Raw genomic sequence first — 24,708 nt, forward strand, 5'->3', positions numbered from 1 at the left:
CCATCTTCCGCCTCCACCGGGGCCTTGCCGCAAGCCCCCCGGTGCGCTATAGATTGAGAGTGGCGGGAGGTCCGGGGACCTGCCCGCCACTCTCGTGCCGCGGGTCGTGCTCGCCCCTCGCGCGGGGCGGTCAGCCGCCCACGTACGCCGCGAGGTGCTCGCCCGTGAGGTCGAGCGGTCGGCGACCAGCGCCGCCGGGGTGCCCTCGAAGACGATCCGCCCGCCGTCGTGGCCGGCGCCAGGACCCAGGTCGATGATCCAGTCCGCGTGCGCCATGACGGCCTGGTGGTGCTCGATCACGATGACCGACCGGCCCGCCTCGACGAGCCGGTCGAGGAGCCCCAGGAGCTGTTCGACGTCGGCCAGGTGCAGGCCCGTGGTCGGCTCGTCGAGGACGTAGACGTCGCCCTTGGCGCCCATCTGCGTCGCGAGCTTGATGCGCTGGCGCTCGCCGCCGGACAGGGTCGTGAGGGGCTGGCCCAGGCTCAGGTACCCGAGCCCGACGTCGACGAGCCGGCTCAGGATCGAGTGGGCCGCGGGGATGCGCCCGTCGCCCTCGGCGAAGAACTTCTCCGCGTCCGTCACGGACATCGCGAGCACCTCGGCGATGTTGCGCCCGCCGAGCGTGTACTCGAGCACGGCCGCCTGGAACCGCTTGCCGCCGCACTCCTCGCACGTGGTCTCGACCGTGGCCATGACACCGAGGTCCGTGTAGATCACGCCCGCGCCGTTGCAGACCGGGCACGCGCCCTCGGAGTTGGCGCTGAACAGCGCGGGCTTGACGCCGTTGGCCTTGGCGAACGCCTTGCGGATCGGGTCGAGGAGGCCCGTGTACGTCGCGGGGTTGCTGCGCCGCGAGCCGCGGATCGCGCCCTGGTCGATCACGACGACGCCCTCGCGCCCCGCGACCGACCCGTGGACGAGCGAGCTCTTGCCCGACCCGGCGACGCCCGTCACGACGCACAGCACGCCGAGCGGCACGTCGACGTCGACGGCGCGGAGGTTGTGCTCGGTCGCGCCCCGGATCTCGAGCTGCCCGCGCGGGGAGCGCACGCTCTCCTTGAGAGTGGCCCGGTCGTCGAGGTGGCGGCCCGTCGTCGTGTCGGACGCGCGGAGGCCGCTGAGCGTGCCCTCGAAGACAATCTCGCCGCCCGCCGTGCCCGCGCCGGGGCCGAGGTCGACGACGTGGTCGGCGATCGCGATGGCCTCGGGCTTGTGCTCGACGACCAGGACCGTGTTGCCCTTGTCCCGCAGCTGGAGCAGCAGGGAGTTCATGCGCTCGATGTCGTGCGGGTGCAGGCCGATCGTCGGCTCGTCGAAGACGTACGTGACGTCGGTGAGCGAGGAGCCCAGGTGGCGGATCATCTTGGTGCGCTGGGCCTCGCCGCCCGACAGCGTCCCCGACGGCCGGTCGAGCGAGAGGTACCCCAGCCCGATCTCCGCGAACGAGTCGAGCAGGTGCTGCAGGCCCTTGAGCAGCGGGGCCATCGACGGCTCGTCGAGGTCGCGGACCCACTCCGCGAGGTCCGTGATCTGCATCTGGCACGCGTCGGCGATGCTCTTGCCCGCGATCTTCGACGACCTGGCCTCGGGGCTCAGTCGCGTCCCGTGGCACTCGGGGCACGTCTGGAACGTCACGGCCTTCTCGACGAACGCCCGGATGTGGGGCTGCATCGCGTCGACGTCCTTGGACAGGAAGGACTTCTGGATCTTGGGGATCAGGCCCTCGAACGTGACGTTGATGCCGTCGACCTTGATCTTGGTCGGCTCCTTGTACAACAGGTCGTGCAGCTCGCGCTTCGTGAACGTGCTGATCGGCTTGGTCGCGTCGAAGAACCCCGAGCCGCGGTAGATGCGCCCGTACCAGCCGTCCATCGAGTAGCCGGGGATCGTGAGCGCACCCTCGTCGAGGGACTTGCTGTCGTCGTAGAGCGCGGTCAGGTCGAAGTCGTTGACGTTGCCCATGCCCTCGCAGCGCGGGCACATGCCGCCGAGCTGGTGGAACGTCGCCTTCTCGGCCTGCGTCTTGCCGCCCCGCTCGATCGTGATCGCGCCGCTGCCCGACACCGACGGCACGTTGAACGAGTACGCCTGGGGCGAGCCGATCTGCGGCTGCCCGAGGCGGCTGAACAGGATGCGCAGCATCGCGTTCGCGTCCGTGACGGTCCCGACCGTCGAGCGCGGGTTGGCCCCCATGCGCTCCTGGTCGACGATGATGGCCGTCGTCAGCCCTTCGAGGTGGTCGACCTCGGGCCGGGAGAGCGAGGGCATGAAGCCCTGCAGGAACGCGCTGTAGGTCTCGTTGATCATGCGCTGCGACTCGGCCGCGATCGTGCCGAACACCAGCGAGCTCTTGCCCGAGCCCGAGACCCCCGTGAAGACGGTGAGCCGGCGCTTGGGGATCTCGACGCTGACGTCCTTGAGGTTGTTCTCTCGCGCGCCCTGCACGCGGATCATGTCGTGGCTGTCGGCAAGGGGCAGTGCGGACGACTCGTCCGTCCTCGTGACCGTGGTCATGGTCTCTCCATCTGTCGGGTCGGCAGGCGCGCGAGAGCCTGCGGCCGGGCATGTCGTCTCTCGTCCGCCCAGCCTAGGTCCCGCCACCGACGGGGCGAGGGGGCGCGGCGTCGCGGGACCGGCGTCGCGGGACCGGCGTCAGCCCGACGGCGCCACGTCCGCGGGAGCGTCGGCAGGACCCGGTCCCGCCCCGGCCCCGGGCGCAGGTCCGGGCTCGGCCTGCGGGAGGCCGACGACGGCCCGCCGCGTGGGCCACCAGAACGCCCGACCCTCGAGCGCGGCGAGCGCGGGGACGAGCAGCGGCGCCATGAGGAACGCGGCGGCGACGATCCCGACCGCGACGCCGAACCCGAGCTGCGCGAGGTTGGCGATGCCCGTGAGCATGAGCGAGGCGAACGTGCAGGCCAGGATGATCCCGGCGGCGGCCGCGGTCGGCGCGTCCTGGGTGATCGCGATGCGCGCGGCCTCCCGCGAGGTCGCGCCCGCGCGGTACTCCTCGTGCATGCGCGCGGCGACCAGGATGTTGTAGTCCGTGCCGATCGCGACGACGAACAGGTACAGCACGATCGGGATCGAGAAGTCGATGCCGGCGTACCCGAGCGCGTGCAGGTAGAGCAGGACGACCGCGCCGAGGGTCGCGGTGAACGTGAGCGCGACGCACACGAGCAGGTTGACGGCGCCGAGCAGGGACGTCAGGAGGAAGCCGAGGATCACGACGATGATCACGGCCGCGATCGGGAACACGCGCTCGGTGTCGGCGCGGAGCTGGTCGCGCACGTCGACGAACGCCGACGTCTGCCCGCCGACGTACACCTGCGCGCCGGGGACCGACCCGTGCGCGGCGTCGCGCAGCGGCCCCTCGACCGTGGCCATGGCGGCGTCGGAGTACGGGTCGTCGGCGAGCACCACCGTGACGAGCGCGGCCGTCCCGTCGGTCGTCGTCGTGGGCGGTGCGACCGACGTGACGCCCGGGACCGCCGCGAGGTTCGTCGCGAGCGTGGACAGCGCGGCCGGGTCGAGCGGGGTGGTCCCCACGACGTACACCTGCGTGGGGCTCAGGGCTCCCGCGGGGAAGGACGCGTCGAGCGTCGTGTAGGCCTGGCGCGAGGCGGTGTCGGCGGGGAGCTCGTCGAGCGTGTCGTAGGTGGCCTTGTACCCCGAGGCGAAGAGCGTGAGGACCACGAGCACGGCCCCGACGGCGAGCGCCGGGACCACGGGTCGGCGGGCCGTGAACGACCCGACGGCCGCGAACGGGCTGCGCCGGGCGTCGTGGCCCGGGCCGAGGGGCCAGAAGAGCACCCGGCCGAGCAGCACGAAGACCGCCGGGACGAGCGTCAGCGCCGTGACGAGCATGACCGCGACGGCCACGATCAGCCCTGGTGCGAGGGTGCTCAGCGACTCGAGCTGCGCGAACAGCAGCGCCGCGAACGCACCGATCACGGTGAGCGCCGAGGACGCGACGACCCTGCCCACGACCCCGACCGAGCCCTCGAGCGCCTCGTGGTGGCTCTCGCCCCGGCGCAGGTGCTCGCGGTAGCGGAACAGGACGAACACGATGTAGTCGGTGCCGATCCCGAACAGGACCACCACGAGGATCGGTTGCAGGGTGTCGCTGACCTGGAAGTCGAGCAGGTCCGCGAGCCACGCGGTCAGGCCCGTGACGACCGAGAGCACGACGCCGATCACGACGATCGGGATCACGGCGATCACGGGGCTGCGGAACACGAGGCCCAGCAGGACCACGATGAGCAGCACGGTCGCGATCGTGATGGTCCGCTCGGCCGCTGCGTAGGCCGTGGTCGTGTCGACCGCGATCGCGGCGTTGCCCGTGAGCGCGCCGGTCAGGTCCGTGCCCTGCAGGGCCGCGTCGGTCGCGGTGCGCAGCGCAGGCACCGCGTCGTCGACCGCCTCGTCGCCGGGCTGGCCGTCGAACGCGACGGACAGGGCTGCGGTCAGGCCGTCCTGCGAGAGGGACTGCGGGGTCTCCTGCACCGCGACGACCCCGGGGATCGCGTCCCCCTGCAGGGTCGTCGCGAGGCCCGCGACGGCCGACTGGTCGTCCGCGGTGAGCGCCGCGCCGTCGGACCGGACGACGACCAGGCTGCCCGTCGCCCCCGACTGCGCAGGGAAGCTCTCGTCGCCCGCGTCCTGCGCCTTGACCGACTCGAAGGACGCGGGCAGGAACGACTGCTGGTTGCCCGTCGTGTAGTCGTCGAGGCTCGGGGCGAAGACGACGACCGCGGCCGCGAGGAGCACCCATGCGCCGATCACGCGCCACGGGTGAGCGATCACCGACCGTGCGATGCTGCCGAACATGGGGGCGCCTTCCCTGGCGAGATCCCGGGTCCACGACCACTCCAGCGTGGCACCGGTGCCCGGTGGCGACAACCGGTGGCCGGCCCGGCAGGCGACCTGCACCACCCGGGCCCGCCCGGACCTCAGGCGCTCGCGGGCTCCTCGAGCAGGGTGGCGCGGATCGCCTCGACCCCGACCTGCACCTCGGCGAAGCTCGTCGACAGGGGCGAGAGCCCGAGCCGCAGGCCGTCGGGTCGGCGGAAGTCGGGGATGATGCCCTGCGCCCACAGCCGCCTGACGACGTGCTCGAACGCGGCGTGGTCGATCGTCACGTGGCTGCCGCGCCTGGTCGGGTCGCGGGGCGAGGCGACGCGCACCCCGAGGGGCACGAGGAGCTCGTCGACGAGCTCGAGCGCGAACTCGGTGAGCCGGACCGACTTGTCCCGCACGGCACCGGCCCCCGCGACCCTGCCGGCCTCGTCGAGCAGGTCGAGCATGTCCTGCATCGCGAGCATCCCGACGACGGAGGGCGTCCCGCTGAGGAATCGACGCACCCCCGTGTGCGGCGCGTAGTCGGGCCCCATCTCGAACGGGGCGTCGCTGCCCATCCAGCCCTGGATCGGTGGGGTCAGCGCCGCCTGGAGGTCCGTGCGCACGTACCCGAACGCGGGCGACCCGGGTCCGCCGTCGAGGTACTTGTAGGTGCAGCCCGCCGCGAGGTCCACGCCCCAGTCGTCGAGCGCGACGGGCACGGCCCCCGCGGAGTGGCACAGGTCCCACAGGACGAGGGCCCCGGCGTCGTGCGCGACGCGTGTGATCGCGTCGGCGTCGGCGAGGTACCCGGAGCGGTAGGCGACATGGCTGAGGACCACGAGCGCGGTCCTCGGCCCGACGACGTCCGCGACCTGGTCCGGGGTCACGCCCGCGTCGGGCTCCGGGGAGATCCAGCGCAGCCGTGCGCCACGCTCGGCTGCGATGCCCTGGAGCACGAACCGGTCCGTGGGGAAGTTCCCCGTGTCGACCACGATCTCGGTACGGCCCGGTCGGGCGTCGAGCGCCGCGCGCACGAGCTTGTAGAGGATCACGGTGGTCGAGTCGCCCACGAACGTCTGGCCCGGCGCGGCGCCGAGCACGCTCGCCCCGATCCGGTCGCCGATCGCGAGCGGCAGCTCGTACCAGGACTCGTCCCAGCCGCGGATGAGACGAGAGGCCCACTGCCCGGTCGCGAAACGGGCGAGCCGTTCGGCGCCGGCTCGCGTGGGTCGCCCGAGAGAGTTGCCGTCGAGGTAGGCGACCACGTCGTCGGACGGCACGAACTCCTCGCGGAAGCGGGCCAGCGGGTCGGCTGCGTCGAGGGCGGCCGCGCGTGCGGCGGGACTGGCCGGACGGACCGGCGAGGGGCCGAGAGGCGGGGTCGTGCTGGTCATGGACGGACCTCCAGGGGCTGGTCGGGGCTGGGCACGGGTGCGGGACCCAGCAGGTCGTGGGCCGTGAGCACGCGCGCTCTCGCGAGCCACGCGGCGACCTCCTCGGGCGGGGCGCCCTGCCCCGGGCGGGTCGCGGGCAGGAGCGTGAGCGCAGCCGGTGGCGGGCCCGACGTCAGGGCGTGCAGCAGGGGGTCCAGCGTCAGCCCGGCGTCGAGCAGCGCCACCAGCTCGCGCTCGTCGACCCCGACGGGCAGCGGCCCGTTGCCCTGGTCCGTCCCGTAGACGACCGTCCCGCCCGCGGCGACGAACCGCGTCAGGTTGTCGAGAGCCACCGCGTGCTGGTCCGTCGGGGCGCCCCAGCCGTGGACGTCGAGCGTGCTGATCCACGTCTGGGAGCGCGCCGCCGCCGCCACGAGACGCTCGGGCAGCCGCTCGCTGAACGGGCAGTGCGCGAGCCGGTCCACGCCCGCCACGAGGGCCCGCTCGGCCTGGCCGGCGCCCTCGGTGTGCGCGACCACGGTCCGGCCGCGCTCGTGAGCCCGCCCCACGACCGCGCGGAGCGTCGCGTCGTCGGGCACGGGACCCGCGCCGGTGTGCAGGGCGACCTTGACGAAGCTCGCCCCGGCGTCGACCTGCCGGTCGACCGCGGCGACGGCCTCGTCGGGGCCGTCGACCTCCTCCACCGACCCTGGTGGCGCCCACGACCGGTCCGACGGGTAGCCGCCCGGGGCCGTGAGGAAGGCACCGGCGAAGCGGACCTCGGGCAGGGGTGCGGCACGGTCGGACCGCGCCGACCGCGCCGACCGTGCCGACCGTGCCGACCGTGCCGACCGTGCTGAGCGTGCGGCCCGTGAGCGCGCGGCGAGCGCCGACAGGACCGCAGGGTCACCGCCCAGGTCGTCGACCGCGGCGAGGCCGCCGCGGTGCAGGGCCTCGGCGTCGACCAGCGACAGGTGGACGTGGGCGTCGCGGAAGCCGGGGAGCAGGACGCCCGTGAGGTGGCGGGTCGGGGCGGGGTCGGTGCCCGCGCGCGACCGGAACCCGCCCGGGGTGGCGACGACCGCCGTCGGGCCGGTCCATCCCGTACCCCGCTCCCAGCGGGCGTCGACCGTGACGGTGACGCCGGCGCGCTCCTCCGGTCCGGTGCTCACGCCCGGCCGATCTCGGTGCGCACCGCGAACAGCTCGGGGAAGAACGTCAGGTCGAGCGCCTTCTCGAGGAAACCCGCGCCGCTCGACCCGCCCGTGCCGCGCTTGGTCCCGATGATGCGCAGCACGGTCTTCATGTGGCGAAAGCGCCAGAGCTGGAAGTTGTCCTCGAGGTCGACGAGCTCCTCGCAGCTCTCGTAGGCGAGCCAGTCGCCCTCGGGGTCGTCGTAGATCGCGCGGAACGTCTCGACCAGGTCCTCGTCGAGCGTGTAGCCCTGCGTGACGTCGCGCTCGAGCACCCGGGCGGGCACGTCGTGCCCGTGCCGCGCGAGGTAGCGCAGGAACTCGTCGTAGACGCTCGGCTCGTGCAGCAGGCGCTCGAGCTCGGCGCGCGCCGCGGGCTCGGCGTCGAACACCGAGAGCATGCGCGCGTTCTTGTTGCCCAGCAGGAACTCGACCGCGCGGTACTGCCACGACTGGAACCCCGACGCGTGACCCAGGAACCCGCGGAACTGCGCGTACTCGCTCGGGGTGAGCGTCGCGAGCACGGACCACTGCTCGGTCAGCGTGCGCTGGACGTGCTTGACCCGCGCGATGCGCTTGAGCGCCGACTGGAGGTCGTCGGCAGCGATGAGCGCGCGCGCCGAGACCAGCTCGTGCAGGACCAGCTTGAGCCACAGCTCGGTCGTCTGGTGCTGCACGATGAAGAGCATCTCGTCGTGGTGCGCGGGCTCGCTGACCGGTGCCTGCGCGTCCAGGAGCGTGTCGAGGTGCAGGTACGAGCCGTACGTCATCTGCTCGCGCAGGTCGGTCACGATGTCGGGCTCGAGCGGGCGCTCGCTGCCCGGTGACGGCGTTGTCATCCCCCGAGACTAGGTGCGGCGGGCGGCGGGTGCCACGAGTCCCGTACCGGACGGCCCGTACCCGGCGACCCGGCGGCGAGGGTACCGTCGCCGGGTGGACACGCAGACCGGGCGCACCAGCAGCACGCTCCTCGACGACCTCGCGCGGGACCCGGTGGCCCGCGAGACGATGCTGGACCGGCTGCGCGCGGTCACCTCGGCACCGGGCCAGGACCGGTTCGTCTCGTCCGCCGCGCAGATCGTCGCCCTCGCCGAGGCCGACCCCGGCCGCCACCTCCTGGTCGTCACGCGCGGCGACGAGGTCGCGGGGCTCGGCGTCCTGCACCCCGGCGGCGCGCCCGCCGAGGTCGTCGCGCTGCTCGACGGGCCCGCGACCGGCGACGTGGTGCTGTTCCGCGGGTTCCTCGTCGACCGGACGCACCAGGGACAGGGGGTCGGCACGGCCGTGGCCGCCGCGCTGCCGGCGCTCGCGGCCCGCCTCGCCGAGCGCCTGGGGCGCGAGCTGTTCGCGGCAGTCGTGCTGACGGTCAACGAGGAGAACGCCGCGGGGCTGCGCGCCTACGCGCGCGGCGGGTTCGTCGACCGCGGGCGCTACCTCGGCGGCGACGCGGGACCGCAGCGCGCGATGGCGCACGCGCTCTAGCGGAGGCGCGCGCTCGGGCGGTACGCGCTCGGGCGGTACGCGTCGCGAGCGGCACGCGTCGCGAGGCGCGGGCCCGTCGACGGCCTGTCGCGCGGTGCGCACCGCTACGGGACCCACGGACCCACGGACCCGGGGGCCCGTGGGCAGCGGGGTTGGGACGTGCGTCCTACAGTGCAGGCAGGCGCACGCGGGGACCTGGCCGGGGCCGTGTGCACGACCGGGGAGGCACCATGACACGAGCAGTGGTGACAGGGATCGGCGTGGTGACACCGCTGTCATCGACGGCGCCAGGGACCTGGGACGCCCTCGTGCGCGGCGACCAGGGGGTCCGGGAGATCACCGACGAATGGGCGCAGGACCTCCCCGTGCGGATCGCCGCCCGGGTCGACGACGCGTTCGCCGAACCGCTCGGCGTCCGCCTGCTGCGCCGCACCGACCGCGCCGAACAGCTCGCGCTCGTCGCGGGCCGGGAGGCCTGGGCCCACGCCGGGAGCCCGGACGTCGACCCGGAACGGCTGGCCGTGGTGGTCGGCTCCGCGAACAGCGGCATCGCGACGACCCTCGCCCAGAGCCGCCTCTTCGACGCCCACGGCCACCGCCAGGTCTCCCCGCACGCCGTGACCATGCTCATGGCCAACGGCCCCGCCGCCTGGCTCTCGATCGACCTGGGAGCCCGGGGCGGGGCCCGGGCCCCGGTGAGCGCGTGCGCCGCCGGCAGCGAGGCCATCGCCACGGGGCGCGAGATGATCCTCGCGGGGACCGCGGACGTCGTCGTGTGCGGGGGAGTCGAGGCGGGGGTCCAGGCGTTCTCCCTCGCGGCCTTCGCCCAGGCGCGGGCCATGTCGACGCGCAACGACGAGCCCGGGCGGGCATCGCGCCCTTTCGACGTCACGCGGGACGGGTTCGTCATGGGAGAGGGGGCCGCGGTCGTCGTCCTGGAGGCCGAGGAGCACGCCCGGGCACGCGGCGCCCACGTCCTGGGCGTGGTCTCGGGGGCCGCGCTGACGTCCGACGCCTACGACATCGTGGGTGGTGACCCCCAGAACCAGGCGCGCACCGTGACGCTCGCGCTGCGCTCGGCCGGGCTGTCGCCCGGAGACCTGGGGCTCGTCCACGCCCACGCGACCTCGACCCCCGTGGGCGACCGCAACGAGGCCGACGCGTTGCGCTCGGCCCTGCCCGACCCGCCGCCCGTGACCTCGACCAAGGGGGCGACCGGTCACCTCCTCGGGGCCTCGGGATCGCTCGGCGTCGTCGTCGCGCTGCTCGCGCTGCGTGACGGCGTGGTGCCGCCCACGCTCAACGTCGACACCCAGGACCCCGCGATCGACCTCGACGTGGTGCACGGGACCGCCCGCCCGACGACGGCGCGCCACGCCCTGGTCGACGCGTTCGGGTTCGGCGGGCACAGCGTGAGCGTCGTGGTCTCGCGCGGCTGATGCCCTACCCGCCGTCGCGCGCGGCCCGGTCACGTGCGGCGGCCGCGCGACCTGGTGCGCCTCGGCTGAGGACGCTGGCCGCCCGGTCGCCGTGGACGCACGTCCCCGGTCGCGGGGCCCGCCGCGGCTCCGCGCGCGGCACGCGCGGACGGGGTGGCCGGAGCGGACGGGGTGGCCGACCGCGGGGCGGCCGGAGCCGACGGCGCGCTGGGGACCGGCGGCACGAGACGTCCGACGACGAGCTGCTGACCGAGCCCCCACAGCGACGACGTCGCCCAGTAGAGGACCACGCCCACCGGGAAGCCCACGGCCACGACCGCGGAGACCGCGGGCAGCACGAACGCGAACGTGCCCTGCTGCCGTGCCAGCGGGCTCGTGGGGTCGACCGGGTTGGCGCGTGCGCTCAGGCGCTGAGTCAGGACCTGCGCGGCGTACATCAGGACGATCAGCACGGCGGGCACCAGGACCCCGGCCAGGCCACCCGCCGCGCCGCCGCCCGTGAACGCCCCGGTCAGGGTCCCGGACAAGGGGGCGCCGAGGAGCGTCGCGGCGTCGGCCTCGCGGACCAGGTCGCCGGTGAGCGCCCCGACGGGCACCTGACGACCGATCCCCGAGAGCACCGAGTACAGCGCGAAGAGGATCGGTGCCTGCACGAGCACCGGAAGGCAGCCCGCGAGCGGGTTGGCGCCCGTGCGAGCCATGAGCTCCTGCTGCTCGCGGCGGGCGGCGTCCCGGCTCGCCGGGTCGCTCTTGCCCCGGTACCTCTCCTGGATCCGGCGGATCTCGGGCGAGGCCAGCCGCATCGCACGCATGCCCCTGACCTGCACGACGACGAGCGGCACGAGCAGGACCTTGACGATCACGACCAGGCCGACGATCGCGAGGCTCCACGCAGCGCCTCCGGCGGGGTCGAGACCGAGCGTGGTCAGCGCGGAGTGGAGATGGACGAGGATCCAGGCGACCACGAGCTGGATCGGGTGGACGAGCGCGGACAGGGCACGGGTGAGGGCATCGACGACGGGCACGGCGGACTCCTGCGGACGGAGGGGAGGGGAGCGTAGGGCTCCCGCGCAGGTACCGGCAGCGCCCCGGGCCGGCGACGGCTCGAGGAGTGCTGAAGGTTCAGGCGGTGCGCGGGAGCGGGCTCGCTCCCGGCGCTCGCGGCTGGGGCCGCCCGGGTGTCGTGGGGCTGTGCTGGCGTGCCGGGGCAGGCAGGGGCACGGGTTCGGGGCTCACGGGCACCGCGAGCAGCAGCAGGACCGCGACCGCGACGCACGCGAGCGCGACGCCGAGCGCCCCGGCGGTGGCCGCGAGCGTCGCGGCACCGAGCAGGGAGAGCACGCCGCCCAGGGAGGACGAGCCGAACGACTGCCCGACGGCGAGCGCCAGCACCAGCAGGAGCGGCACCATGGCCACGGCCCGGGCCGAGGACGTGGAGGTGAGCCGGTCGTAGCGCTCGCGCAGCGAGGGGGCGCCCCGCACGACATGGCCTGCCCGCACGTTCCCCACCTCCCGCATCGTCAGGTTCCTCGTGCGCCCAGACTAGCGCCCGGGCGCGCGGCGGTCTCGGAAGGAGCATGGTCCCGGGTCGGACACCCACCAAAGTCGTACCCGTCGCCGGACGCCCGGCAGATCCGCCGCCGGGCACGCCGCACCCAGCATGGATGCATGCCCACCGCTCCCGCCACACCACCCGGACGAACGGCTGCGCCGGGGCTGAGCGTGCGGCGCACCATGGCCGACCTCGTGGCGCTCGACCTCGTCGAGGCCGCCACCCAGGGGCAGGAGAGCTTCCGTGAGGCCTGGGCCCGCGTTCCTCCCGGCTCCGTCCAGGGGGTCCTCGGCGCGCTCTCGGCCCGGGTCCTGGTCGACGACCTCGCCACGGGGTCGCGCCGGCCCGCCCTGCCGCTCACCCGGCCTGCCCAGGGAGCACGAGCGGCCCGGGCCGCCTTCCAGATCGCGGGCTCGCTCGTCGCGGCCTCGGTCGACGCCCAGGACCCGGATCTCGTCGGACGTCGGCTGGCAGCCCTGCGAGCCTCTGCGGTCGACTCCCCGGCGACGGATCGTCGCGTGTAGAGGATCCGCAGACGACTCGGCGCCCCGGTCTCGCGCCCGGACCGACCGGGCGCGGGACCAGGCCCGAGGCGCCCGCACCCACGACCGGGTGAGAGCCGAGGGCCCGGTAGGGAGCCACCTCGGTCGAGACGCGGGGGACAATGGCCGCGTGGACCCGGACCCGATCGCCCGCCTGCTCGCCTCCCCGCCCGATCTCCCGGTCCGCCACCACCTGGCCGACCTCACGGGCGCCGTCCAGGACCGGGGCGTCGCGGTGCTCCAGGCCCCTCCCGGCACGGGCAAGACGACCCTCGTCCCGCCGGCGCTCGCAGCCGCACTGCCCGGGCGCGTGATCGTGACCCAGCCGCGCAGGATCGCGGCCCGGGCCGCCGCACGCCGGCTCGCGCACCTGCTCGGCGAGCCCGTCGGGCGCACGGTGGGCTTCTCGGTGCGCGGCGAGTCCCGCACGGGGCCCGAGACTCGCATCGAGGTGGTCACGACCGGTGTCCTGCTGCGCCGCCTCCAGCGCGACCCGGAGCTGGCGGGCGTGGGCGTCGTCGTGCTCGACGAGGTCCACGAGCGTCACCTCGACGCCGACCTGACCCTCGCGCTGCTCGTCGACGTGCGGGCGACGCTGCGCCCCGACCTGGCCCTCGTCGCGATGTCCGCGACGATCGAGGCCGGGCGCACCGCGAGCCTCCTGGGGGACGGGACGCCGGCGCCGGTCGTGGTCGCGGACGGCAGCCTCTTCCCAGTCGAGGAGGTGTGGGCGCCGTCGCCTGGTCCGCGGCTCGACGAGCGCGGCGTGCCGCGCGCGTTCCTCGACCACGTCGCGGCGACCGTGCGCCGCGCACTGGCCGAGCAGTCCGGCGACGTGCTGGTCTTCGTGCCCGGCGCGGGCGAGGTCGACGGCGTCGCGCGCCGCCTGGCCGGCGTGGACGCCGACGTCCGTCCTCTGCACGGGCGGCTGCCCGCGCGCGAGCAGGACCTGGCGCTGACGCCCGGGCCGCGCTGTCGGGTCGTGGTCTCCACGGCCGTCGCCGAGTCCTCGCTCACGGTGCCCGGGGTGCGGGTGGTCGTCGACGCCGGCCTGTCCCGCGAGCCGCGCACCGACCACCGGCGCGGCCTCGCGGGTCTCGTGACGGTCCGCGTGAGCCGCGCCGCGGCCGAGCAGCGCGCCGGGCGTGCGGGGCGTGAGGGCCCGGGGGCCGTGTACCGCTGCTGGTCGCCGGGCGAGCACGCCCAGCTCGTCGCGCACCCGACGCCCGAGATCCTCACCGCCGACCTCGTCGCGTTCGCGCTCGAGCTCGCGTGCTGGGGGAGCCCGGACGGGTCGGGCCTCGCGCTCCTCGACGCCCCGCCCGCGGCCGCGATGGCTGTCGCGCGCGCGACGCTCGAGTCGCTCGGAGCGGTCCACCCGGACGGGACGGTCACGCCCCGGGGTCGCGAGATCGCGCGCGTCCCGGCCGACCCCCGGCTGGCGCGCGCCCTCCTGGACGCGAGCGACGTCGTCGGGCCGCGGCTCGCCGCCGAGGTGGTCGCCCTCCTGTCCGACGACGTGCGCGCGCCCGGGGCGGACCTCGTCGCGGCCCTGCGGGACGCCCGGCGGGGTGGGCCGGCGAGCGGGGCCTGGCGCACGCAGGCCGAGCGCCTCCAGGGGCTCGTCGGCGCGCCAGGACGGGGCCGTCGGGAGGACCTGAGCCTGGACCTCGCGGTCGGGCTCGTCGTCGCGCTCGCGCACCCCGACCGCGTCGCGCGCAGGCGCCCGAACGGGTCCACGTACCTCATGACGTCGGGCACGGGAGCCGCGCTGCCACCGGGCTCCCCGCTCGCCGGCTACGACTGGCTCGCCGTCGCGGACGCCGACCGCGGCGCGGGCAGGCGCGACGCGACGATCCGGTCGGCCGCGCCCGTCGACGAGGACCTCGCGTACGAGGCCGCGTCCGCGGCCCTGCGCGAGGACGAGACCGTCACGTGGACGGACGGGCGCATCCAGGCGCGGCGCACGACGCGGCTCGGCGCGATCGAGATCGCCTCGCAGAAGGTCACCGACCCGCCCGCGGCCCAGGTCGTCGCAGCGCTGCGGACCGGGCTCGAGCGCGAGGGCCTCGACGTCCTGCCCTGGCGCGAGCCCGCACGCGAGCTGCGGCACCGCCTCGCGTTCCTGCACCGCGCCCTGGGCGACCCGTGGCCCGACGTGTCCGACGAGGCCCTCCTCACGTGGCTCGACACGTGGCTCGGCCCCGACCTCGCCAAGGTCCGCAAGGCCGCCGACCTCCAGCGCCTCGACGTGACCAGCGCCCTGCGGCGCCTGCTGCCGTGGCCCGCCGCGGGCAGGCTCGACGAGCTCGCACCCGTGCGCGTCGACCTGCCCGGGGGCCGCAGCGCCCGCCTCGACTACACGGGCGACCAGCCCGTGCTCGCCGTCAAGGTCCAGGACGCGTTCGGGTGGCGTGCCACGCCCCGCGTCGCCGACGGCCGCGTGCCCGTGCTGCTGCACCTGCTGTCCCCGGCCAGGCGCCCCGCCGCGATCACCGCGGACCTCGAGTCGTTCTGGGGCACCGGGTACGCGCAGGTGCGCGCCGAGCTGCGACGCCGCTACCCCAAGCACGACTGGCCAGAGGACCCCACGGCCTGATCCCGACCCCGGGTCGACCCGCCCGGAGTAGGCTGAGAACGCGCCTGCCCGAGGAGGGGACCATGTCCAGTCCCAGCGGACCCAGACCCGTCGGCAACGTGCTCTGGCTCGCGCTCGGCGCGTTCGCCCTCGCGGCCGTGCTGATCGCGACCGGCGCACCCGTCCTGCCGTTCCTGCTGTTCGTGCTGGCCGTGATGTGGGGAGTGGTCGGGCTGACGCGCTACCTGCGTTCCCGGCACCACGGCCCGCCGGGCCACGGCTCGTCCGGCGTGGCCCAGCCCCGCTGACCCTCGCTGACCCCGCCGACTCCCCAGGAGCGCACCGTGGCACTGCTGACCTGCACCGGCATCATGTCCCTCGACGGCTACGTCGCGGACGCCTCGGGCTCGTTCGCGTGGAGCGCCCCCGACGAGGAGGTGCACGCGTTCGTGGACGACCTCGAACGTCCCGTCGGGACCTTCCTCCTGGGACGCCGCGTCTACGAGGTCATGCGCGTCTGGGACGACCCCGCCATGCTCGACGACGAGTCACCCGCGATCCGCGACTACGCGCGCATCTGGCGCGACGTGGACAAGGTCGTGTACTCGACCACGCTCGACGACCCGGGCGTGGCGCGGACCCGCGTCGAGCGGTCGTTCGACCCGGTCGCTGCTCGCGCCCTGGTCGACGGCGCCGAGCGTGAGGTCGGCATCGGTGGGCCGACCCTCGCGGCGCAGGCGCTCGCGGCGGGGATCGTCGACGAGCTGCGCGTCTTCGTGCACCCCGTGCTCGTGGGCGGCGGGACGTCCTTCTACCCCGCGGGCGTCCGGCTCGACCTCGAGCTGGTCGACGAGCGGCGCTTCACGGGCGGGGTCGTGTACACGAGGTACCGCGTCGCGCGCTGAGCCCCTGGGTCGGCCGGCGCGCCTGAGGCCCGTGAGGCCGGGGTGCGCGCGCCCGTGGCCCGCGCGCCCGAGGCGTGCACCGTGCCCTCCCGGCACCACGCCGGCACCACGCAGGCCGGCCCCCCGTCGTGGCCCTCGTCACGTCGCGCCGTCCCCGCCGGGCCGCGCGTCGGCCGCCCTGAGAAGGTGGGGCCATGCGCGCACACTCCGAGCCCCGGACCGAGCGACCCCACGACCTGGAGGACCTGCAGCACCGCATCGTGAGCATGGACACCCAGGAGGTCGTCGACGAGCTCGGGCGCCTGGGCGACCAGCGGCGCGCGGTCGCGTTCCGCCTGCTGCCCAAGGGGCGTGCGGTCGAGGTCTTCGAGGACCTCGACCCGGCGATCCAGGCCGAGCTCGTCGAGGCGCTGCGGTCCGAGGCGACCGCGGAGATCTTCGCGGCGCTCGACCCCGACGACCGGGCATCGCTCCTCGACGAGCTGCCCGCGGGCGTCGCGGCCCGTCTCCTGGGCGGCCTGGGGCCCGACGAGCGCGCACAGACGACCGCGCTGCTCGGCTACCCCGAGGACAGCGCGGGCCGGCGCATGTCGCCCCGGGTGGCCTCGGTGCGGCGCGGGACGAGCGTCGCGGGGGCGCTCGACGCGCTGCGCCGGGCGGGCGACGACGTCGAGACGATCTACACCGTGCCGGTGCTCGGTGCCGGACGGGTCGTCGAGGGCGTCGTGTCGCTGCGCCGGCTGCTCGTGAGCGACCCGGACACCCTGGTCGAGGACGTCATGTCCCCGGCCGTGACGGTCGAGGCGACCGACGACCAGGAGCACGCGGCCAACGTCGTGCGCGACGGCGGGTACGTCGCGGTGCCCGTGGTCGACCACGAGCACCGCCTCCTGGGCGTGCTCACGGTCGACGACGCGATGCGCATCCTCGAGGCCGAGGACGACGAGGACTCGGCCCGCGTCGGCGGCTCGGAGCCGCTGCGTCGCCCGTACCTGACCGTCTCGGTCCTGGGGCTGGTGCGTGCGCGCGTGGTCTGGCTCCTGCTGCTGATCGTCGCGGCGAGCCTCACGGTCGGGGTGCAGAGCTACTTCGAGGCCGAGCTCGACGCGGTCGTGGCGCTCGCCCTGTTCATCCCGCTGCTCATCGGCACGGGCGGGAACGCGGGGTCCCAGGCCGCGACGACCGTGGTCCGCGCCCTGGCGGTGGGGGACATCCGTCGTGGCGACCTGCTGCGCGTGGTGGGGCGCGAGATGCTCACGGGTCTCCTGCTCGGGACGGTGCTGGCCGCGGTCGGCTTCGGTCCGGCGGCGTGGGTCGCGGGCGTGTCGATCGCTCAGGTGCTCGCGATCACGGTCGTGGGCGTGTGCCTGCTCGCGACGACCGTCGGGTCGAGCATCCCGATCCTGGCGCGCCGCGTGGGCATCGACCCGGCGATCGTCGCGGCTCCCTTCATCTCGACGTTCGTCGACACCCTGGGGCTGGTCATCTACTTCTCGGTCGCGAAGGTCGTCCTGGGCATCTGACCAGCCCTCGGGCCGTCGCTCAGTCCTGCGGGGGCCGGGCCCCGCGGACCTGCGCGGAGCGGCGGCGCGCTCCGACGACGCTCAGGGACATCGCGGCCAGGACCGCGAGGGCGGCGACCACCCAGCCGTAGGCCGGGACCGGGGGCGTCGCGTCCTCGCCCGGCGGGATCGGGCTCCCGGAGGGGGTCTGGCTGCCCGACGGCGTCGCTCCCGTCTCCCGCGCGACCGCGGCCAGGGTGTCGGTCGCGTCCTCGTCCTGGTCGGTCGCCGGCGACCCCGTGCCGGTGTCGTCGGGAGGTGCGGGTGCGGGAACCGGGGCGGGCGGCGGCTCGAGGGCGAGCGCTGCCGTGGTCGCCGGGCCCACGACGCCGTCCGGGGCCAGACCCCGTGCGCCCTGGAACGAGACGACCGCGGCGGCGGTCGCGGGACCGTACGCGCCGTCGGCAGCGAGGTCCTGGCCGTGGAGGCGCAGGCGTTCCTGGAGGGCCTGGACCTCGGCGCCCGACGCACCGGGCACGAGGCCCACGGGAGGACGTCGCGCCGTGCTGCCCGCCGTGCCCGGTCCGCTCGCGGCCCCGGGCGCCGCCGACGAGCGCTCGGACCGGCCGGGAGCGGCCTGCGGGGGTGCCTGCTGCGGTGCGGGCGCCGACGCAGCGGCGCCGGGGTAGGCCGCGAACACCTCGGCGACGTACGCACCCCCGGCGGCGTCGGTCGCGTACCCGACGCCGATCGACGTGAACGCCGAGGACAGGATGTTGGCCCGGTGCCCCGAGGACCCCATGAGGCTCGCGTGGAGCCCGGACGGAGACGGGTCGCTCGACCAGGCGACGTTCTCGCCCCACGACGACCACCCGCCCGGGATCTGGGCGCCGGCCGACGGGTTGTGGCTCATCGAGCCGTTCGCGGCCATCCGCTCGGCCCACGCCTGGGCGACGCCCGCGAGCCCGGGGTCGTGCGCCAGGGGTGCGAGACCGGCGGAGGTCCGCGCGCCGTTCACGAGCCCCGCCACGTCCCCGGCCCCCGAGGCGCGGGCCGGGGCGCTCGTGCCCAGGCCCACCGGCACCGTCAGCACGACGGTCGTGAGCGCGACGAGGAGCGTGGTCAACCGTCGAGCGCGCACGGGACCTCCCGGGTGGTCGGGCAAGGACGGGTCGGGTCCACTGTGCCGTCACCCGGCCGTTCGTGCGCGCGGACGGCGCCTCGACGGTCTCCGGTGCGGTGCTCAGCCCGCTGCGGCAGAGGCCACCTGGGACGTCTTCCACCGCAGGTACCTCTCCCGCAGGCACACGGCGCACGGGTACCTCTCCCGCAGGCACACGGCGCACGGGCGGTACCCCGCGGCGATCGCGGTCTCCTCGTCGGCGAAGAACACCCGATGGGTCACGTAGCCCCCACGAGCGATCGCCCGTGCCGCGCCCGGACAATCGAGCCGGCCGTAGATCCGGGAGCGTCGGTGGCCGCCGAGGGTCCCGGGGACAGGGCTGAGGGTCGGGGCGCGGTCGGGCCCGAGCAGGCGGTAGAGCCGCGAGGGCGGACCGGCCGTGGGTTCCTCCGAGACCGGGACGGTGGTCGTCGGGGTGCGTGGCGTCGTGGTCACGAGGGTGCTCCTGGGGTCGGGGTCGGGTGCGCTCACCTCGTAGACGCCCGCGCCCCGCGAGACGTGAGGCGGCGCGCGACGTGGGACGGCGTGCGAGGGGGGAGCGGCGCCGTCGGGCAGGGCGGGCTTCCTGATGCCGACCGCGTCCTGCGCGGATACGTTCGCCCGTGAGGCGCGCTCGGCGCCCACGGGCGAGAGGCGGGCACATGCCGACGAGCACCAGGGCGACCACGGCGACCACGACGCAGCGACCGTGGTTCGTGTTCGCGTCCCTGCAGGGCTACCGCGGGGCCTGGCTGCGGGGCGACGTGATCGCGGGGCTGACCGTGTGGGCGGTCCTCGTGCCCGAGTCGCTCGCGTACGCGACCATCGCGGGCGTCTCACCCGTCGTGGGCCTGTACGCCGCGGTGCCCTCGCTGATCCTGTACGCGGCGTTCGGCAGCTCGCGCCACCTGATCGTGGGGCCCATGTCCGCGACCGCGGCCCTGTCCGCGAGCGTGGTCGCGGCCTTCCGGCCCGGCGACGACGCGGCGTTCGTCGCGCTGACCACGGCCGTCGCGCTCGTCACCGGCGTCCTGTGCCTCGTCGCGGGCATCGCGCGCCTCGGGTTCCTGGCCTCGTTCATCTCCGAGCCCGTGCTCAAGGGCTTCATCGTGGGCCTCGCGCTCACGATCGTCATCGGGCAGGTGCCCGCCCTGCTGGGCGTCGACAAGGGCGAGGGGAACTTCTTCGAGAAGCTCTGGGCCATCGTCACCGAGCTCGGCACGGCCCACCCCCTGACCGTCGTGCTCGGCCTGGGGTCCCTCGCGGCGGTCCTCGCGATCAGGCGCTGGCTCCCCAAGGTGCCCGGCTCGCTCGTCGTGGTCGGGATCGGGATCGCGCTCGTCCTGCTGCTCGGGCTCGACGACGACGGCGTCGACATCGTCGGCCCCATCCAGGCCGGGCTCCCCGCGCTCGGGCTGCCCACGGGCGTCGACTGGAACACCTACACCGACCTGATCGGCCCGGCTGCGGGCGTCATGCTCGTGGGCTTCGCCGAAGCCCTCGGGGCCGCCAAGACGTACGCCTCGCGCGAGGGGTACGACATCGACGCCAACCGGGAGCTCGTCGGCATGGGCGCCGCGAACCTCGGTTCGGGCCTCGCGTCCGGCATGGTCGTCAACGGCAGCCTGTCCAAGACCGCGGTCAACGGCGGCGCGGGCGCCAAGAGCCAGGTCTCGGGCCTGGTCGCGGCCGTCCTGACGATCCTGACCCTGCTGTTCCTCACGCCCGTGTTCGAGTCCCTGCCCGAGGCCACGCTCGCGGCCGTCGTCATCGCGGCCGTGATCGAGCTCGTCGACGTCAAGGCCCTGCGCCGCCTGTACCGCCTCGCGACCCCGCGCACCAAGGCCCTGTACGGGGGAGCGGCCCGGCACGACTTCTGGGCGGCGCTCGCGGCCATGGTCGGCGTCCTGGTGTTCGACACGCTGCCCGGCCTCGTGCTCGGGATCGTGCTCTCGCTGTTCCTGCTCCTCGGCCGCGCCTCGCGCCCCCACGTGGCCGTGCTCGTGCGCAACTCGCACGGCGTGTGGGTCGACCGTGCGCGGCGCGTCGCGACGGGCAAGGACGGGGGCACCAGCGTCGAGGGGGCGCTCGTGGTGCGCGTCGAGTCGGGCCTGTTCTTCGCCAACGCGGACACCGTGCGCGCGGCCGTGCGCCGCCTGGCCGCGGACGCCTCACCGCGCGTCGTGGTCCTCGACGCCGAGACCGTGCCGTTCGTGGACGTCGAGGCCGCCGAGATGCTCGTGACCCTGGCCCGCGACCTCGACCGGGTCGGTGCCCGCCTGGCCCTGGCCCGGGACGTGGGCCAGGTGCGCGACGTGCTGCGCGGCGCCGTCGGGCCGGACGAGCTGCCGCCTACCTACCCCGACGTGGACACCGCGCTGAGCGCCCTCCTGCCGGCCGCGGCGGGGACCGCGGGCGAGGCCCCGGCGACCACGCCGCCCGCCTGAGGCCGCCGCACGCCCGACGGCGCCGCTCGCCCCCGGCGGCCCGCAGCCCTTCGCGCGCGGTCGGCAGGGCACGGCACTACGGTCGGGGTGACCTGTCCCGTGAGCCCTCGCGAGACCGGGGCGCGGTGCCGCGAGAGCGGCGGCGCACGACGAGAGGAAGTGCCGTGGGTCCAGCCGTCGGTCAGTCCCTGCCCATCGCTGTGGGAGTCCTCGTCAGCCCGATGCCCATCGTGGCGGTCGTGCTGATGCTCGTCAGCAGGAAGGCGAAGGCCAACGGCTTCTCGTTCCTCCTGGGGTGGGTCGTGGGGATCGCGGCGCTCGGGTCGGTCGTGCTGCTCGTGGCGGGTGCGGCCACGCCCGACGCGTCCGGGCCGCCCGCCTGGGCGAGCGTCGTCAAGATCGTCCTGGGCGTCCTGCTGCTGCTCCTCGCGGTCAGCCAGTGGCGGGGGCGACCGCGCGAGGGCGTGAGCCCGCGGACGCCGGGGTGGATGAGCGCGATCGACGCGTTCACCCCCGTCAAGGCGTTCGGCCTCGCGGTCCTGCTCGGGGCGGTCAACCCGAAGAACCTGCTGCTCGTCGTCTCGGGCGCCGCGGCCATCGCTGCCGCGACGTCCCAGACGTCCGAGCAGCTCGGGGCCCTCGCGGTGTTCGTCGTCGTGGCGAGCCTCGGCGTCGCGGCCCCCGTCGTGATCTACCTGGCCATGGGGTCCCGGGCCGCGACGCTCCTCGACGGGCTCAAGGCCTGGATGATCCAGAACAACGCCGTCATCATGGCCGTGCTCCTCCTGGTGCTCGGGACCAAGATGGTCGGCGACGGGATCACGGCGCTGTGAGGTGGACGTCCGCGCGACCCGCGCGCGATCTCCCCGAAAAACCCTTGCCCTGGCCCGGGGGCGGGCCGCTACTGTGGTGCACGTCCGGTCAGGAGGCCGGTCGCCGGTCGGGGCAGCCCGCACGGAGTCCGCTCCTGACCCGTTCTCATGAGGTGCCGCTCCGGCGGCCCGCACGAGCTGACGCACACGAGACCGCGCCACAGTGGTAGCGCGGCGAGCCAGGCACATGAACCTGGCCACGACGGGGACCCGTGGTGTGCGTGGAGGTCCCAAGTCGCCCGGACTGCAGTCGGGCGGCACCCCTGGAGAGGCATGTGCCAAGGTCGGCGACGGGGCGCACCAGCGCCTCGTGGGGCGGGTTCGATTCCCGCCCTCTCCGCAGACGACGTGGGTGGCCCGCGGCGCCGAGGATCTCGGTTCCGCGGGTCGCAGACAGGGAGTCGGTCGATGAGCGAGGTCGTCATCTACAACCTGGGCGGCGGGCAGGTCCTGGGCCGCGTCTCGCTCGGGCACGCGATCCGGATGCTGCACCGCCGGGTCGCGGCCGTGCGCGAGGCCGTCGAGGGGGAGACCTTCGGCCCCTACCAGCGCCCCGTCTCGGTCGAGCTCGTCCGTTATGTCCACTCCCGCTGGGTCTACGAGCGCACGGGCCGCGTGCCGTACTCACGTGCCGCGCTGATGCGCCGTGACAGGAACCGTTGCGGCTACTGCGGGGCTCCGGCGACGACCATGGACCACGTGGTGCCCCGGTGCCAGGGCGGGACCACGACCTGGCTCAACGCCGTGGCGGCGTGCGAGCCGTGCAACAGCGCCAAGGCCGGCCGGACTCCCCAGGAAGCGGGCATGACACTGCGCTCGCGGCCGTTCGAGCCCGTGCTCGCCGACGTCTACCCGTACGGCAAGCGCTGAGCCTCAGGGCTGCGGGGCGTTCTCGACCCTGATGGTCCCGTCGTCGTCCAGGACCAGCCGGTGCGGGTCGCCGTCGGCGAGGACCAGGGCGTGCTCGAGCGCGAGCCGTGGCACGTCCAGGGCCCAGTCGGGCAGGTACCGGTGCGTGCGCAGCGCGTCGAGGATCGGGCCGGGCGGGATGCGACGGGACGTCAGGTCGGACACGGCTCCAGGATCCCACGCGTCTCGTCCCACGGGCGAGGGTTGGTCCGGTGCGCGGGGCGGACTAGGGTGGGGCTCCTAGGAGTCAGGAAGCGGCCCCTCGACACGCACGTGCTGAGAGCGAGCCATCATGCCCACCGACCCGTCCCCTCGCAGGCGTCGCCGCGACCCGCTCGCCGAGGCGTTGAGCCTCGGGCGAGCCCATCCCACGGGCCAGTACCGTGTCGACCTGCGCACCGGTGAGTGGTGGTGGTCCGAGGAGATCTACCTGCTGCACGGTCTGGCCCCCGACTCCGTCACCCCGAGCGCGGGCCTGCTCGCCCAGCACAAGCACCCCGACGACCGCGACACGGTCCTGCGCGACCTCGCGCTGCTGCGCACCACGGGACGCCCCTTCAGCACCAGCCACCGCATCGTGGACGCGCGCGGCCGGACCAAGACCGTCACGGTCACGGGCCAGGCCCGCCGCGACGCGTCGGGCGCCGTGGTCGAGGTGATCGGCATGATGATCGACACGTCCGCGGCGCACGAGGACGCGCTGCGCCGAGAGGTCACCCGCCAGGTCGCGGTCGGTCTCCAGGACCGTGCCGTCGTCGACCAGGCCAAGGGCGTCATCATGGCCTCGCACGGCCTGGACCCCGACGGCGCGCTCGACCTCCTGGTGGTGCACGCGAGCGAGAGCAGCCGCCGCCTGCCCGACGTGGCACGCGAGCTGATCGACGCGATCGCGGCGGGCGGCGGGCTGGGCGGTCGCGCCAAGGACCGCGTCGACGCGTGCCTGGCGGCGCTCGAGCCCGGCAGCGTGAGCCGACCGGGTGGGGCGCAGCTGTTCCGGCGCAAGGGAGCCGTCACCGGCTGAGTCCCCGGGCGCCCGAGTCCCCGTCGGCCGGCCCGCGGCGGGCGCACCGACCGGTGGCCCGCCGCGCCGGGTGGGTCACGCCGTCGGGAACCGGCGCGTCTCGACGACCTCGCGGGCGAGGTCGTACAGCTTGACGTTCGAGTCCTGCGAGACGCGGCTGAGCACGGAGAACGCGCGCTGCGCGGAGAGCTGGTAGCGCTCCATGAGGATGCCCTGGGCCTGACCGATCACGGTGCGGGTCTGCACGGCGCTCGTGAGCTGCTCCTCGGTGCGCGCGGCGGTCAGGGCCGCGGCGGCGACCGCCGCGAACGTCGAGACGATCGACAGCGCGGTGGCGGGGAACGCGCCCGTGGAGCGCGAGTACAGGTTCAGGGCGCCGTGCGAGGTCTCGCTCGTGAAGAGCTGCACGCACAGCATCGAGCGGACCCCGAGCTCCTCGTGCACCAGGTCGGCCCACCGCTGCCACCGCGGCTCGGCAGCGAGGTCGTTGGTGCGCACCAGGTCGGTCTCCCGGATCGCGTCGAGGCACGGCCCCTCGTTCAGCTCGTACTGGAGCTCGTCCCCGCGTCGGGCGAGCTCGTGCGACGCCGCCGGGGTCTCGATGCGCCCCTTGCGGGTCACGAGCGAGATCCCGGCGGCGTCGCACCCGTCGACCATCGCGACCGCGAGCTCCACCGTACGGTCGAGCGTCTCCTGGAGGCTGGGCTCCTCGGCGAGCGTCCGCGCGGCCGACGCGATCGAGGACTCGATGGCCGTGGCGGGGGTCGCCCCCGTGCCGTACTCGGCGCTCGTGGGGACGTCGAGAGCGTCGTCCTTCGTCTGCTGCAGATCCTGCGTCATCGTGCGTTCCCGTTCGTGCTCGGGGGTGGACGGTCGACGGCGCACG

The 24,708-nt window shown here is 74.8% G+C and carries 21 protein-coding genes and 1 pseudogene; 11 read left to right on the forward strand and 11 right to left on the reverse strand.

Annotated elements, in window-relative coordinates:
* Positions 1–130 precede the first annotated feature (130 nt).
* From ACFVQ3_RS03735 to ACFVQ3_RS03755, 5 genes and pseudogenes are all read right to left on the reverse strand, one after another.
* A pseudogene (locus ACFVQ3_RS03735) lies at positions 131–2,517 on the reverse strand (ATP-binding cassette domain-containing protein).
* A 138-nt stretch (positions 2,518–2,655) separates the two neighbouring features.
* On the reverse strand, positions 2,656–4,833 hold the full coding sequence (locus tag ACFVQ3_RS03740) for an MMPL family transporter (RefSeq protein ID WP_387635234.1): 2,178 nt from the start codon (positions 4,831–4,833) through the stop codon (positions 2,656–2,658).
* A gap of 122 nt (positions 4,834–4,955) precedes the next feature.
* Positions 4,956–6,239 (reverse strand): kynureninase, encoded by a 1,284-nt coding sequence (locus ACFVQ3_RS03745; RefSeq protein ID WP_387635237.1) that lies wholly within the window; start codon positions 6,237–6,239, stop codon positions 4,956–4,958.
* The gene (locus ACFVQ3_RS03750) at positions 6,236–7,390 is read right to left on the reverse strand and encodes an amidohydrolase (RefSeq protein ID WP_387635240.1); all 1,155 of its coding nucleotides are present in this window, start codon (positions 7,388–7,390) and stop codon (positions 6,236–6,238) included. Before ACFVQ3_RS03750 ends, ACFVQ3_RS03745 begins: the two co-directional genes overlap by 4 nt.
* Positions 7,387–8,250 (reverse strand): tryptophan 2,3-dioxygenase, encoded by an 864-nt coding sequence (locus ACFVQ3_RS03755; RefSeq protein ID WP_387635243.1) that lies wholly within the window; start codon positions 8,248–8,250, stop codon positions 7,387–7,389. The genes ACFVQ3_RS03750 and ACFVQ3_RS03755 overlap by 4 nt, the downstream gene beginning before the upstream one ends.
* A 94-nt stretch (positions 8,251–8,344) precedes the next feature.
* Between ACFVQ3_RS03755 and ACFVQ3_RS03760 the strand changes: the two genes are divergently transcribed.
* On the forward strand, positions 8,345–8,893 hold the full coding sequence (locus tag ACFVQ3_RS03760; RefSeq protein ID WP_387635245.1) for a GNAT family N-acetyltransferase: 549 nt from the start codon (positions 8,345–8,347) through the stop codon (positions 8,891–8,893).
* A gap of 230 nt (positions 8,894–9,123) precedes the next feature.
* Positions 9,124–10,332 carry a beta-ketoacyl-[acyl-carrier-protein] synthase family protein gene (locus ACFVQ3_RS03765; protein WP_387635248.1) on the forward strand — a complete coding sequence of 403 codons (1,209 nt, stop codon included), beginning with the start codon at positions 9,124–9,126 and terminating at the stop codon, positions 10,330–10,332.
* 29 nt (positions 10,333–10,361) lie between these two features.
* Here ACFVQ3_RS03765 and yidC read toward each other — a convergent pair whose 3' ends face one another.
* Positions 10,362–11,357, reverse strand: a complete 996-nt coding sequence (gene yidC, locus ACFVQ3_RS03770; protein WP_387635250.1) for a membrane protein insertase YidC — start codon at positions 11,355–11,357, stop codon at positions 10,362–10,364.
* 97 nt (positions 11,358–11,454) lie between these two features.
* Positions 11,455–11,832 carry a hypothetical protein gene (locus ACFVQ3_RS03775; protein ID WP_387635253.1) on the reverse strand — a complete coding sequence of 126 codons (378 nt, stop codon included), beginning with the start codon at positions 11,830–11,832 and terminating at the stop codon, positions 11,455–11,457.
* A 168-nt stretch (positions 11,833–12,000) separates the two neighbouring features.
* Here ACFVQ3_RS03775 and ACFVQ3_RS03780 point away from each other — a divergent pair, with 168 nt between their 5' ends.
* The 5 genes from ACFVQ3_RS03780 to mgtE all read left to right on the forward strand — a co-directional run bounded on the left by ACFVQ3_RS03780 (position 12,001) and on the right by mgtE (position 17,432).
* Entirely contained in the window at positions 12,001–12,408 is a 408-nt protein-coding gene (locus ACFVQ3_RS03780; protein WP_387635255.1) for a hypothetical protein, read from the forward strand.
* A gap of 148 nt (positions 12,409–12,556) precedes the next feature.
* Positions 12,557–15,025: an ATP-dependent helicase HrpB gene (hrpB, locus tag ACFVQ3_RS03785; protein ID WP_387635257.1), complete on the forward strand. Its 2,469-nt coding sequence runs from the start codon at positions 12,557–12,559 to the stop codon at positions 15,023–15,025.
* Positions 15,026–15,087: 62 nt separating this feature from the next.
* Positions 15,088–15,312: a hypothetical protein gene (locus tag ACFVQ3_RS03790; protein ID WP_387635260.1), complete on the forward strand. Its 225-nt coding sequence runs from the start codon at positions 15,088–15,090 to the stop codon at positions 15,310–15,312.
* Between the two features lie 36 nt (positions 15,313–15,348).
* On the forward strand, positions 15,349–15,909 hold the full coding sequence (locus ACFVQ3_RS03795) for a dihydrofolate reductase family protein (protein WP_387635262.1): 561 nt from the start codon (positions 15,349–15,351) through the stop codon (positions 15,907–15,909).
* A 194-nt stretch (positions 15,910–16,103) separates the two neighbouring features.
* Entirely contained in the window at positions 16,104–17,432 is a 1,329-nt protein-coding gene (mgtE, locus tag ACFVQ3_RS03800) for a magnesium transporter (RefSeq protein ID WP_387635265.1), read from the forward strand.
* A 19-nt stretch (positions 17,433–17,451) separates the two neighbouring features.
* Here mgtE and ACFVQ3_RS03805 read toward each other — a convergent pair whose 3' ends face one another.
* A complete protein-coding gene (locus ACFVQ3_RS03805; protein WP_387635268.1) occupies positions 17,452–18,537 on the reverse strand; it encodes a CAP domain-containing protein in 1,086 nt (361 codons plus the stop codon).
* A gap of 117 nt (positions 18,538–18,654) precedes the next feature.
* Positions 18,655–19,029, reverse strand: a complete 375-nt coding sequence (locus ACFVQ3_RS03810) for an Ada metal-binding domain-containing protein (RefSeq protein ID WP_387635270.1) — start codon at positions 19,027–19,029, stop codon at positions 18,655–18,657.
* A gap of 206 nt (positions 19,030–19,235) precedes the next feature.
* Here ACFVQ3_RS03810 and ACFVQ3_RS03815 point away from each other — a divergent pair, with 206 nt between their 5' ends.
* From ACFVQ3_RS03815 to ACFVQ3_RS03825, 3 genes are all read left to right on the forward strand, one after another.
* The gene (locus tag ACFVQ3_RS03815) at positions 19,236–21,020 is read left to right on the forward strand and encodes a SulP family inorganic anion transporter (protein WP_387635273.1); all 1,785 of its coding nucleotides are present in this window, start codon (positions 19,236–19,238) and stop codon (positions 21,018–21,020) included.
* 164 nt (positions 21,021–21,184) lie between these two features.
* Positions 21,185–21,853, forward strand: a complete 669-nt coding sequence (locus ACFVQ3_RS03820) for a GAP family protein (protein ID WP_387635276.1) — start codon at positions 21,185–21,187, stop codon at positions 21,851–21,853.
* 447 nt (positions 21,854–22,300) lie between these two features.
* Positions 22,301–22,762: an HNH endonuclease gene (locus ACFVQ3_RS03825; protein ID WP_387635278.1), complete on the forward strand. Its 462-nt coding sequence runs from the start codon at positions 22,301–22,303 to the stop codon at positions 22,760–22,762.
* Positions 22,763–22,765: 3 nt separating this feature from the next.
* Here the strand turns inward: ACFVQ3_RS03825 and ACFVQ3_RS03830 are convergent, their stop codons facing one another.
* Positions 22,766–22,966: a hypothetical protein gene (locus ACFVQ3_RS03830; RefSeq protein WP_387635281.1), complete on the reverse strand. Its 201-nt coding sequence runs from the start codon at positions 22,964–22,966 to the stop codon at positions 22,766–22,768.
* A 127-nt stretch (positions 22,967–23,093) separates the two neighbouring features.
* Here ACFVQ3_RS03830 and ACFVQ3_RS03835 point away from each other — a divergent pair, with 127 nt between their 5' ends.
* Positions 23,094–23,822: a PAS and ANTAR domain-containing protein gene (locus ACFVQ3_RS03835; RefSeq protein WP_387635283.1), complete on the forward strand. Its 729-nt coding sequence runs from the start codon at positions 23,094–23,096 to the stop codon at positions 23,820–23,822.
* 75 nt (positions 23,823–23,897) lie between these two features.
* Here ACFVQ3_RS03835 and ACFVQ3_RS03840 read toward each other — a convergent pair whose 3' ends face one another.
* A complete protein-coding gene (locus tag ACFVQ3_RS03840) occupies positions 23,898–24,662 on the reverse strand; it encodes a GAF and ANTAR domain-containing protein (protein ID WP_387635286.1) in 765 nt (254 codons plus the stop codon).
* Positions 24,663–24,708 lie beyond the last annotated feature (46 nt).

This window comes from Oerskovia sp. NPDC057915, assembly GCF_042887685.1.
GTDB lineage: Bacteria > Actinomycetota > Actinomycetes > Actinomycetales > Cellulomonadaceae > Oerskovia.

Bases quoted from the DNA above. Each gene is read 5' to 3' on its own strand.
- ACFVQ3_RS03835 (WP_387635283.1), top strand. From the start codon at position 23,094: ATGCCCACCGACCCGTCCCCTCGCAGGCGTCGCCGCGACCCGCTCGCC.
- ACFVQ3_RS03825 (WP_387635278.1), top strand. From the start codon at position 22,301: ATGAGCGAGGTCGTCATCTACAACCTGGGCGGCGGGCAGGTCCTGGGC.
- mgtE (WP_387635265.1), top strand. From the start codon at position 16,104: ATGCGCGCACACTCCGAGCCCCGGACCGAGCGACCCCACGACCTGGAG.
- ACFVQ3_RS03840 (WP_387635286.1), bottom strand. From the start codon at position 24,662: ATGACGCAGGATCTGCAGCAGACGAAGGACGACGCTCTCGACGTCCCC.
- ACFVQ3_RS03745 (WP_387635237.1), bottom strand. From the start codon at position 6,239: ATGACCAGCACGACCCCGCCTCTCGGCCCCTCGCCGGTCCGTCCGGCC.
- ACFVQ3_RS03740 (WP_387635234.1), bottom strand. From the start codon at position 4,833: ATGTTCGGCAGCATCGCACGGTCGGTGATCGCTCACCCGTGGCGCGTG.
- ACFVQ3_RS03790 (WP_387635260.1), top strand. From the start codon at position 15,088: ATGTCCAGTCCCAGCGGACCCAGACCCGTCGGCAACGTGCTCTGGCTC.
- ACFVQ3_RS03755 (WP_387635243.1), bottom strand. From the start codon at position 8,250: ATGACAACGCCGTCACCGGGCAGCGAGCGCCCGCTCGAGCCCGACATC.
- ACFVQ3_RS03815 (WP_387635273.1), top strand. From the start codon at position 19,236: ATGCCGACGAGCACCAGGGCGACCACGGCGACCACGACGCAGCGACCG.
- ACFVQ3_RS03765 (WP_387635248.1), top strand. From the start codon at position 9,124: ATGACACGAGCAGTGGTGACAGGGATCGGCGTGGTGACACCGCTGTCA.
- ACFVQ3_RS03780 (WP_387635255.1), top strand. From the start codon at position 12,001: ATGCCCACCGCTCCCGCCACACCACCCGGACGAACGGCTGCGCCGGGG.